Origin of the sequence: Kitasatospora sp. MBT66 (assembly GCF_000710405.2) — a bacterium.
In the GTDB taxonomy this organism is placed as follows: domain Bacteria; phylum Actinomycetota; class Actinomycetes; order Streptomycetales; family Streptomycetaceae; genus Kitasatospora; species Kitasatospora purpeofusca.
The window spans coordinates 675,259-685,840 of record NZ_JAIY01000006.1 but is presented as its reverse complement, the minus strand read 5'-3'; the positions used below and the strand labels follow the sequence as shown (position 1 = coordinate 685,840).

Below are 10,582 nucleotides of genomic sequence, written 5' to 3'. Positions count from 1 at the left end.
CTGTTGTCCGCGCCGATGTGGATGTCCATCGGTGCGGCCCGAATCACGGCGTGCACCCGAATCTGCGCGTGGGAGGGCTGCCCGTCGGCGCCCTCCGCTCATGGTTCGATCCTCCGGGCGTACACGCCCTCACCGATGGGCCGGAAGTCGTGCCGCTCCCAGGCGAGCCGGAGCTTCTCCATCGCCTCCTCGTCCGGCCGCCGCACCTCCGGATCATCGGACGCGTAGGAGCACGGCTCGTCCGGCCCGTGATCGTGGATCGGTGCCGGGTAGCACACCGCCACCGTGCCGGGGACGGCCAGGCGCCGCAGCGCGGTGACGGTCAGGCGCATCCCGACTCCCCTGCCGCGCCACGCATCCGAGACGCGGACGGACTCCAACAGGAGCAGAAGTACGGGACTCAGCGCGGACACGGCCGGGGCAAGGCTTCCGTCCTCGCCGAAGATCACCCGGGGGATGCGGTCGAGGAGGCCGGGGTCGTCCTCCAGGGCGGCGCGGGGGTTCGGCGTGACGCCCGGGATGACACGGGTGATCTCGGCAGTGCCGATCTTCTCGTCGGGAACGTAGAACTTCGCTGTCCACCGCTCCGCCCGCCCGGTCCACGTCTCGTCGGCGAACTGCCGCATGGCATAGGAGATGTGGAGCCGATCGGGGTCCATGCTCGCTCCTTCGAGGGGTGGGCCCCCGCCCGTCGCGGCGGAGGCCCACCCCTGTGTCGGCCGACTGCTTCGGGTCGGGGGCAGGCTGTTTTCCCATCCCTCCACAGCTGTGATCAGAACGCTACGGACGGTGCACAGTCGATCGCAAGGGCAGCAGGGTACCTACTCGCGTTCCCGAACAATCTCCTGGCCGACCACGGAGAACGGCCGGTCGGATCGTCGGATCCGACCGGCCGTTCCGGTTTCCCCGCCAGCAGTGGCTGCGGCGTCGATCAGCCCAGGAAGTCGACCCGGTCGATCAGACCGTCCCGTACGCGGTACGCCACCAGGACGCGGAGCGGCTCGGGGGACAGGCCGTGGGCGATCTCGTGGTCGACCACCCAGTCGCCCTCGGTGAGTCGCCCCGCGATCTCCGCCCGGCACCGGCCCTCGGCGAACTGCCCGGCGTACGTGTCGCGCAGGGCCGGCCTGCCCTGGAGGAGGCTGCCGTCGGTCCGGCGGATCGTGACGTCCTCGGCGTAGGTGGCGAGGAAGGCGTCGAGGTCGTGGCTGTTGTAGGCGGCGAGCTGCTGCTCGACCACGTCGCGCGGTTCGGTCATGTGCTTGAACGTTCCTTCATCGATGGGTGGTTCAGGCCGCGAGGCGGCGGGCGGCGAGTTCGGCGTAGAGCGCGGCGCCGTCGGGGAGCACCGCGTCGTCGAACTCCGCGTGCGGCGAGTGGTTGGACGGCAGGGTATCGGGGTCGCTGCCCTTCGGGGCGGCGCCGAGCCAGGCGAACGAGCCCGGGACGGCCTCGAGCACCCGGGAGAAGTCCTCCGAGCCGGGGATCGGGTTCGGCAGCGTCCGGAAGCGCTCCTCGCCGAAGACCTCCCGGACGGTGTCCGCCAGGAAGTCGGTCTCGGACTCGTCGGTCACGGTCACCGGGTACTCGGGGAGGTACTCGATCTCCGCGCGCAGGCCGTGGGCGGCCGCGATGGCCCGGACCAGCTCCACCGAGGCGTCGGCGACCTTGGCCTGAGCCTCGGGGGAGAAGGTGCGCACGGTCGCCTCGAAGTGGGCGGTGTCGGGGATGATGTTGCGCCGGGTGCCGGCCTGGAGGATCCCGACGGTGATCACCACCGGGTCGAAGATGTCGAAGCGGCGGGTCACCATGGTCTGCAGGGCGGTGACGATCTCGCAGGCCGCCGGTACGGGGTCCTTGGCCCGGTGCGGCACCGCGCCGTGGCCGCCCGCACCGTGGAGGGTGACGTGCAGCGCGGCCGACGCGGCGAGGATCGGCCCGCGCCGGGAGCTGAACTCCTTGTGCGGCATGGTCGACGACACGTGCAGGGCGTACGCGGCGACCGGGCGCTGCCCCGCCGCGTCCAGCACGCCCTTGGCGAGCATGGCACCGGCGCCGTCCCAACCCTCCTCGCCGGGCTGGAACATGAAGACCACGTCACCGTGCAGCTCCTCCCGCCGCGCGGCCAGCAGCTGCGCGGCGCCCGCGAGCATGGTGGTGTGCAGGTCGTGGCCGCAGGCGTGCATCGCGCCGTTCTCGGCGGCGAACGGCACCGGGGTCTTCTCCACGACCGGCAGGCCGTCCATGTCACCGCGCAGCAGCACGGCCGGTCCCGGCCGGCCGCCGCGCAGCACCGCGGTGACCGAACTCAGGCCGGTGCCCAGGCTCACCTCCAGCGGCAGCCCGTCCAGGGCCTGCAGCACCCGCTCCTGGGTGCGCGGGAGGTCGAGCCCCACCTCGGGGAAGCGGTGCAGGTCCTGGCGGAGCCGGACCAGGTCCGGGGCCAGTGCGAGGGCGTCGTCGTGCAGGGACACAGGTACCTCCATCGGACCCGCGTGCGGCGGGATTTGTGCGGAGCGGTCTCGTTCCGTGATTCTGGGTGCCGCGGCGGGAGTCGCTCGCGATTTCGCAGGATCACGCCACGGAGAGCCCCTTTCATGAACGAATCGACCGGAAGCCGACGGTGACCGGTGCGGAGGAGACCGGCACGGAGGCGACAGGCACGACGGTGAACGGCCCGACGGTGACGGTCGACGAGCTGGACCTCGCCCTGGTGAACGCGCTGCAGCTGCGCCCCCGGGCGCCCTGGTCGCTGCTCGGCCAGACCCTGGGGATCAGCCCGGTCACCGCGGCCCGCCGCTGGCAGCGGCTCTCGGAGGCCGGGATCGCCTGGGTGACCGCCTACGGTCTGCCGCACCCCGAGGACCGCGGGTGCGTCGCCTACCTCGACCTCGACTGCGCCCCCGACCGGACCGGGCGGATCGCCGACGAACTGGCCGAGGACGCGCACGTGATGAGCATCGAGCACTTCGCCCAGGGCTGCGACCTCGCCGTCACCGCGGCCTTCACCGACCTGGCGGCGGTCTCCCGCTACACCGCCGAACGGCTCGGCCGGATCCCCGGGGTCGACTCCGTCCGCGTCCACCTGGCCACCGGCTTCTACGCCGAGGGCATCCGCTGGCGCCTGGACTCGCTGGACCCGGCCCAGCGCGGGGAACTGCACGACGACCAGTCGGCGGGCAACGGGAAGCCGTTCGCCGCGCGGGCCGAACTCCGCAAAGAAGAAAGGGAGTTGCTCATCAGACTGGGCGTCGACGGCCGCCTCGACCAGGCCGGGCTGGCCGCCGCGACCGGGCTGAGCCCGTCCACGCTGCGCCGTCGCCTCGACCGGCTGGCGGGCTCCGACGCGATCCGCTTCCGCTGCGAGATCGCGGCCCGCGACGCCGGCCGGCCGGTCCTGGCGACCTTCCGGGCCGACCTCCCCCCGGACCGGCTCGACGAGGTCGGCCCCCAGCTCGCCAGACTCCCCGAGGTCCGGCTGTGCGTGTCCGTCACGGGCGCGCACAACCTCGTCCTCTCCGTCTGGCAGCGCTCCCTCGCCGACGTCCAGCGCCTGGAGGCCGCGCTCACCCGCAGGTTCCCCGACCTGCGGGTGGCCGAGCGCCGGGTGGCGCTGCGCACGGTGAAACGGATGGGCCGGATCCTCGGCGCGGACGGACGCGCCGTCCGCGCCGTTCCGATGGACATCTGGCGGGACCCGGTCCCGGCTCCCTGACGGCCGTGCGCCCGTCCGGCGTCGACCGGACGGGCTCAGCAGACGGCGGGCACCGTGACCGTGGCGGTGACCGTCGGCCGGCCCGCCCTGGTGGTGGTGAAGGTGGCGGTGACACCGGTGCCGCACGGGACGGTGCTCGCCACCGGGCCGACCGTGATTCCGCCGGCCGGCACCACGGCGCCGAGGTTCTCGCGCTCCAGGATCGCGCCGCCGGTGGTACGGAGTTCCAGCTCGAACGAGGCGAGCTGCGCGGGCCCTCCGGTCGATGACACCCAGCCGGTGGCGGACGCGAGGCGGCCGTCGATCGTCAGGCAGACCTGGGCCCCGACGCCGTAGCCGCAGGTGGTCGTACCCGTGGGCGTGGCGGCGGCCTGGCCGGCCCCCGCGATGCCGAGCCCGGACAGTGCGGCACCGGCCGCGAGGACGGCGACGAAACGCTTCATCAGAATTTTCTCCTTCGATGACAGGAGGAGCCCCAGCCCACCTGTGTCATGTCACGCTGCACATGGCACATGCTGGCACTGGCCCGGGCCTCCGTCCCCGATCGGGCCGAACTCCGGGCAGGAGTACCGGAATCGGCCCCTCGTTGGCGGATTCCGGGCTCTCGGGCCGCCGAGAACACCTCGGCGGCCCCCACATTCCGGGGAGAGAATTGACCCCGGCCCGTCCTCCCGGGCGCTGCGGTCAGCGTTCGAGGAGGGCCTCGCGCACGGCGCGCTCCACCAGGGGAGCGGCGTTGGCGTGTTCCCCGGCGTTGGGGTGCAGGAGGGTGGCGCGTTTGCCGATGGCGGCGCAGTCGAACGGCAGGCCGCCGGGCACCGCGGCCGGCCAGAACGGCTCGGCGTCGCCGCAGATGCCCTCGATCCACCGGGTGTCCTCGGGGGCGCACACGTCGTGGCCCACGCTGGAGGTGTAGCGGTCGACGTACCTGTCGCCGCGCTTCGCCGTCTCCGTTCGGATGATCGTGTTCATCGCCTTCAACGCGTCCTCGCGCAGCCAGTCGATGTCGGCGGGGGTGATCGGGCCGAGCTGCGTGGGACCGCCGCCGCAGGCGCTGCCCCGCTCCGGCAGGACGGCCGGGTAGCCGACCGTGATCACCGTGGCGTGCGGTGCGGCGCGGTGGATCACGTCGAGCATCCGGCCGTACTCGTCGCGGATCCTGGCGAGCTTCGCGGCGAGGCCCTCCACGCCCTCCGGTGGATTCGCGAAGTACGCCGCGCAGGGGATGTGGGCGAGGGTCAGTTCCAGGCATTCGCCGAAGGGCAGGGCGATCGCGCCGACGCCGACGGTGACGACGTCGGCGCGCTCGCCGAGCCGGGCCCGCCGGATCTGCGGATCCACCACGGGCCACCCGGCGGGGTCCCCGCCGGGCGGTTGCACCGGGCTGGCCGGCTGCTGCCTCTCGCGGGTGATGTTGGCGATGGTGGCGTTGTCGCAGCTGACGTCGGTCAGCCGCACGGGCCGGTCCGGCGGGCGGGCGGCGAGCGTCCGCCGGACGAGGTCGGGGTATGACCCGGTGGTCCGGTCGCACCCGTCCCGTGCGGTGCTGCCCAGTGCGGGCCGCGGATCCCCGATGAAGAGGCCGGCGGTGTAGGAGTCGCCCAGCGCGGCCCACTCGTAGCGGTCCCTGCTGCTGCCCTCGGCCGCGACCGAGGGCAGCAGCAGGGTCACCGCCAGCACAGCCAGTCCCAGCACCGGCACTCGGGTGCGCAGACGGGTCGCGGGGTTTCGCACGGTTCCTCCAGGGCATGGGACAACACGCGGTGGGTGCAAGAACGATCCGCGCACCGCAGTACCCATCCCCGCACAGCCGGGCCGCTCCCGCCGGTCGGGGCCGACCGATCGGATTCATCGTGGCGCCGTCGGCGGTGCCGGCCCACACTCGGGGCGGCGATCACATTCGCCGCTTCAGGACGACCGACGGGCCTGCTTGAGCTCCTGGTGGACGGCCCAGGCGTCGGCGACCGGGCCCAGGTGGGCGAGCTTGTCGGGGTTGGTGACGGATCGGACGGTCCCGATCCGGCCGTCCAGCACCTCAAGGACGAATGTGGTCAGCACCCGGCCCTCGCGGTCGCGGAACACGGCGCCGGGCCGTCCGTTGACCTCGTGCGGCTCGAAGGTCACGTCGATCCGGGCCATCAGCGGGACGATCGCGGCCAGCAGCCTCGCGACGTTCACGGCGCCGGCGACGGCCCGGGCGAGCTGCGGGGTCTTGCCGCCGCTGTCGCCGACCATGGTCACGTCGGCCGCGAGCAGTTCCTGGAGCCCGGCCATGTCGCCCTCGCGCAGGGCGTCGAAGAAGCGGGCCGCGAGTTCGTCCCGCTCCTTGCGCTCGGCCTCGAAGCGCGGCCGCCCCTCCCGCATGTGCCGCCGGGCGCGTGTCACGAGCTGCCGGCAGGCCGCCTCGGAGCGGCCCACCGACTCGGCGACCTCGTCGTACCCGAAGCCGAACACCTCGTGCAGCACGAACGCGGCGCGTTCCAGCGGGCTGAGCCGTTCCAGCAGCAGGAGCGCTGCCATCGACACCGAGTCGGCCAGCTCGGCGGCCCGGGCCGGGTCCTGGTAGGGGTCGGTGAGCAGCGGCTCGGGGAACCACGGGCCCACGTACGCCTCGCGCCGCACCCGGGCCAGGCGCAGCACGTCGATCGAGATCCGGGTGACCGTGGTGGACAGGAAGGCCTTCACCGAGTCGGGCCGGGTCGGCGAGGCGTCGAAGCGAAGCCAGGCTTCCTGGACGGCGTCCTCGGCCTCGCCCACGCTGCCGAGGATCCGGTAGGCGATCGAGAACAGCAGTGGCCGCAGCTCCTCGAACTCCTCGACCTTGCTCACGCCGGTTTCCTCTCCCTCGGACGGACGGTTCTCGAAACGATCATGACGGGTGGCCCGCCGGGCCGGGGTCGCTGCCCCGGTCCGCCGCTCCGGTCCGCCGTCCCCTGCTCGGCGGACCGGGATCCGTGGACCGGGATCGGCGGACCCGCGGAGGTCAGTGGAACTGCCCGGCCACGTAGGTGCCGGCCGGCTGCTGGGTGATGATGTTCGCCCGGTTGGCGAGGTTCATGAACGAGATCAGCATCACCAGGGCCGCCAACTGCTCCTCGTCGTAGTGCTCGGCGGCCTTCGCCCAGACCTCGTCGGGGACGCCGCCGGCCCCGTCCGCGACCCGGGTGCCCTCCTCGGCGAGGGCCAGGGCGGCGCGTTCGGCCTCGGTGTAGACGGTGGCCTCGCGCCAGGCCGCGACCAGGTTCAGCCGCACCGCGGTCTCCCCGGCCGCCGCCGCGTCCTTGGTGTGCATGTCGATGCAGAAGGCGCAGCCGTTGATCTGGCTCACCCGCAGCGACACCAGCTCCTGGGTGGCGGCGGGCAGCGGCATGGCCTTGATCTCCTTGCCCAGTCCCATCAGGACCTTGATGGCCTTGGCGCCGGTCGGGTTGCCGAAGAAGTTCAGTCGCGCGTCCATGGGGTGTGCTCCTTCGTGGTGGTCGGTGCTTCACCCCTCAAGACGGAACGGCCCGGCGGCCTGTGACACGGCGCGGTGTGACGCCCGCCACTCGCCGACTTCCCGCCTGCTTTGCAAAACCTTTGCGAAGTCCGTTGACAGGTATAGACCTTGGCGTGAAGAGTCGTCGCCGCCCGGTACGGGCACACCCTGCGGACTCCCTGCGCCGTCCACCGTTCCCACGATCGTGCGGCCCACCGCACTAGGGGTGATCTCGACCATGCGTCACCGACTCTCCACCCGTTTGACCTTCGGCGCCGCCACCGCCGCCGTCCTGGCGCTGCTGGCCCCGCTCGCCCCGGCGGCCGCGGCCGCCGATCTCGACGGGGCGGGCGATTCCGCGCGCCACGGCGGGGCCGCCTACAAGCGGGTCGGGTACTTCATCCAGTGGGGCATCTATGCCCGCAACTTCCACGTCAAGGACCTGGAGACCAGCGGTACCGCCGGCAAGCTGAGCCACATCAACTACGCCTTCGGCAACGTCGGTTCGGCCGGCACCTGCCAGATCGGCGGCCCGGGATCCGACGGGTGGGCCGACTACGTCCGCCCGGTCGGCGCGGAGGAGGCAGTGAACGGCGTCGCCGACACCGACGGCCAGGCACTCGCGGGCAACTTCAACCAGCTGCGCGAGCTCAAGGCGAAGCACCCCGAGCTCAAGGTCATGATCTCGCTGGGCGGTTGGAGCGGTTCGGCGTACTTCTCGGACGCCGTCCGCACCGAGGCGGGCCGCAAGGCGCTGGTCTCCTCCTGCATCGACCTCTACCTCAAGGGCAACCTGCCCAAGGATGGCGTCCGGGGCGGTGCGGGCGCGGCGGCCGGGATCTTCGACGGCATCGACCTCGACTGGGAGTGGCCGGGCTCCGAGGGCAACCCCGGCAACGGGATCCGCCCGGAGGACAAGCAGAACTTCACCAAGCTGGTCCACGAGTTCCGCACCCAGGTGGACGCGTACGGCAGGACGCTGAAGGGCCGCAAGCACTTCGAGCTGAGCGCCTACGTGCCCACCGCGCCCGCCAAGATCGACGCGGGCTTCGAGGTCTCGAAGATCATCCGGGACTTCGACTTCGTCAACCTCCAGGGCTACGACTTCCACGTCTCCGGTGAGAAGACCACCGCCCAGCAGTCGGCGCTGTACGCGCGCAACGACTTCAGCCTGGACGGGACCGTCGACGCCTGGCTGCGGCGCGGCGCCCCGGCCCGCAAGCTGGTCACCGGCCTGCCCTTCTACGGCCAGGGCTGGACGGGCGTCACGGGCGGCGGCAACGGCCTCGGCCAGCCCGCCGCCGGGCCGGCCCCGGCCACCTGGACGGCCGGCACCGAGGACTACAAGGCGCTGAAGAAGCTCGCCGACTCCGGCACCTACAAGCTGTACCGGGGTCAGCGCAACGGCCACGCCTGGCTGTTCGACGGCACCACCCTGTGGACGTACGACGACGCCACCGTGCTGCGCACCAAGGCCGAGTACGTGCGCCGCGAGGGCCTCGGCGGGGCGATGATCTGGTCGCTGGACGGGGACACGCCGAACGGCGAGCTGATCACCGCGATCGACAAGGGCCTCAGCCGCCGGTAGTCGTACCCCGGCACGCGGACGCGGGCCCGTCCCCCGGAGGGACGGACCCGCGTCGTGCTGCGTGTGTGGCGACCCGGTGGGTCAGGCGTTGATGCAGGTGTTGCCGAACGCCGGGCTCAGCGCGCTGATGACGCCGATCGAGTTGCCGCAGACGTTGATCGGGATGTGGACCGGGATCTGGATCTGGTTGCCGGAAAGCACGCCCGGGGAACCGAAGGCCAGGCCGTTGGCGGCGGCGTCGGCGGAAGCGGTGCCGGCGCCGGCGAGCAGGGCGGCCACGGCGAGGACGCCGGCGGCGAGGGCGGTGCGAGTACGCATGTCTCTCCTTGGTGGGTGAGTCAGCAGATCAGAGCACCAATCACACCGGGGGAGAGCCGTGATCCCCCCGGATTGGTCGGAACGCGGGCGTGTCCCGGCATCGGCCGATCGGGTACCGGCGTCGGCCCGGCGCCCCCGGCGTCAGCCGGTCGGAAGCTCCTGCTCGGCCCAGATGGTCTTGCCCCGGCGGGTGTAGCGGCTGCCCCAGCGGGTGGTGAGCTGGGCGACCAGGTAGAGCCCCCGGCCGCCCTCGTCGGTCAGCCGGGCCCGCCGCATCCGGGGCTGGGTGGCGCTGGGGTCGGACACCTCGCAGGTGAGGCGCTCGGCCCGGATCAGCCGGACGCCGACCGGGCCGCCCGCGTACCGGATGGCGTTGGTGACCAACTCGCTGAGCACCAGTTCGGTGGTGAACTCCAGCTCCTCCAGGCCCCATTGCCGCAGCTGCGCGGTGGCGGCCTCGCGGACCCGGGCGACCCCCGACGGGTCCGCGTCCAGGGTCCAGCCGGCGGTGTCCGCGGCCGGCACCTCGCGGGTCCGGGCCAGCAGCAGGGTGACGTCGTCGGTGAGGCGGTGGGCCGGCAGGTCGGCGACCAGGTCCCGGCCGAGCTGCCGCAGCGAGGCCCCGGCCGGGGTGACGGCGCCCTCCGGCGGGTTCGCCGCCGCGGCCAGCCGGTGCGACAGCGCGTCCATGCCCTCCTCCAGGTCGTCCGCGTAGCCCAGCAGCAACCCGTCGGTGTAGAGCGCGAGCAGGCTGCCGGGCTCCAGCTCGACCTCGGTCACCTCGAACGGCAGGCCGGTCACGCCGAGCGGCGGTCCGGGCCGGAGCGGCACATAGGTCACCCGGCCGTCCGGCGCCGCGACGGCGGGCGGCGGATGCCCGGCGGAGGCCATCGCGCAGCGCCGCGACACCGGGTCGTACACCGCGTAGACGCAGGTGGCGCCGAACGGCACGGTCTGCTGCTCGTCCGCGCCGTCCCCGGTCCCGTCCAGCCACAGGCCGTGGCCGACCGGGGGCCGGGAGGCCGCGCCGGGGCCGTCCAGCTCGCCCTCGTCGTCCTCCCTGTCCCCGGCCGCCCCGTCCTCGGCCGCCCTGTTCTCCTCGTCCTCGTCCTCGTCCGGCCGTTCCGCCTCCACCATCAGCTGGGCCACCAGGTCGTCCAGGTGGACGAGCAGCTCGTCCGGCTCCAGGTCGAGGTCGGCCAGCGTCCGGACCGCCGTCCGCAGCCGCCCCATGGTGGCGCTGGCGGCGAGGCCGTGCCCGACCACGTCGCCCGCGACCAGCGCGACCCGGGCGGAGGACAGCGGGATCACGTCGAACCAGTCGCCGCCGATGCCGCTCGCCGTGTCGGTGGGCAGGTAGACGCTGGCGGTGGAGACGGCCGTGGTCTCGGCCTGCGAGGGCGGCAGCAGGCTCCGCTGGAGGCCGACGGCGGCCCGGTGCTCGCGGGCGTAGCGGCGGGCGTTGTCCAGGGCGAGCGCGGCG

General features: G+C 72.9%; 11 protein-coding genes. 2 read left to right on the top strand and 9 right to left on the bottom strand.

The features are described 5' to 3' along the window. Positions 1-98 precede the first annotated feature (98 nt). From BI06_RS15545 to BI06_RS15535, 3 genes are all read right to left on the bottom strand, one after another. On the bottom strand, positions 99-659 hold the full coding sequence (locus BI06_RS15545; protein ID WP_043468661.1) for a hypothetical protein: 561 nt from the start codon (positions 657-659) through the stop codon (positions 99-101). Positions 660-931: 272 nt separating this feature from the next. Beyond that, a complete protein-coding gene (locus BI06_RS15540) occupies positions 932-1,258 on the bottom strand; it encodes a nuclear transport factor 2 family protein (protein ID WP_043468658.1) in 327 nt (108 codons plus the stop codon). Positions 1,259-1,289: 31 nt separating this feature from the next. Then, complete coding sequence (locus BI06_RS15535; protein WP_043468656.1) at positions 1,290-2,474, bottom strand: M20 family metallopeptidase; 1,185 nt, start codon at positions 2,472-2,474, stop codon at positions 1,290-1,292. Between the two features lie 149 nt (positions 2,475-2,623). Here BI06_RS15535 and BI06_RS15530 point away from each other — a divergent pair, with 149 nt between their 5' ends. Then, positions 2,624-3,715 carry an Lrp/AsnC family transcriptional regulator gene (locus BI06_RS15530; protein ID WP_051741093.1) on the top strand — a complete coding sequence of 364 codons (1,092 nt, stop codon included), beginning with the start codon at positions 2,624-2,626 and terminating at the stop codon, positions 3,713-3,715. Positions 3,716-3,750: 35 nt separating this feature from the next. Here the strand turns inward: BI06_RS15530 and BI06_RS15525 are convergent, their stop codons facing one another. From BI06_RS15525 to BI06_RS15510, 4 genes are all read right to left on the bottom strand, one after another. Next, a complete protein-coding gene (locus tag BI06_RS15525) occupies positions 3,751-4,158 on the bottom strand; it encodes a hypothetical protein (protein ID WP_030395047.1) in 408 nt (135 codons plus the stop codon). A 241-nt stretch (positions 4,159-4,399) separates the two neighbouring features. After that, positions 4,400-5,449, bottom strand: coding sequence for an SGNH/GDSL hydrolase family protein (locus tag BI06_RS15520; RefSeq protein ID WP_043468654.1), 1,050 nt, complete (start codon positions 5,447-5,449; stop codon positions 4,400-4,402). Positions 5,450-5,623: 174 nt separating this feature from the next. Continuing rightward, on the bottom strand, positions 5,624-6,544 hold the full coding sequence (locus tag BI06_RS15515) for an RNA polymerase sigma-70 factor (RefSeq protein ID WP_043468650.1): 921 nt from the start codon (positions 6,542-6,544) through the stop codon (positions 5,624-5,626). 154 nt (positions 6,545-6,698) lie between these two features. Next, complete coding sequence (locus BI06_RS15510) at positions 6,699-7,172, bottom strand: carboxymuconolactone decarboxylase family protein (RefSeq protein ID WP_043468649.1); 474 nt, start codon at positions 7,170-7,172, stop codon at positions 6,699-6,701. Between the two features lie 259 nt (positions 7,173-7,431). Here BI06_RS15510 and BI06_RS15505 point away from each other — a divergent pair, with 259 nt between their 5' ends. Continuing rightward, positions 7,432-8,781: a glycoside hydrolase family 18 protein gene (locus tag BI06_RS15505; protein WP_043469665.1), complete on the top strand. Its 1,350-nt coding sequence runs from the start codon at positions 7,432-7,434 to the stop codon at positions 8,779-8,781. An 81-nt stretch (positions 8,782-8,862) separates the two neighbouring features. Here BI06_RS15505 and BI06_RS15500 read toward each other — a convergent pair whose 3' ends face one another. Next, positions 8,863-9,099, bottom strand: coding sequence for a chaplin (locus BI06_RS15500; RefSeq protein WP_030395042.1), 237 nt, complete (start codon positions 9,097-9,099; stop codon positions 8,863-8,865). A 141-nt stretch (positions 9,100-9,240) separates the two neighbouring features. Then, a partial coding sequence (locus tag BI06_RS53575; protein WP_043468647.1) for an ATP-binding SpoIIE family protein phosphatase occupies positions 9,241-10,582 on the bottom strand: 1,342 nt, incomplete at its 5' end.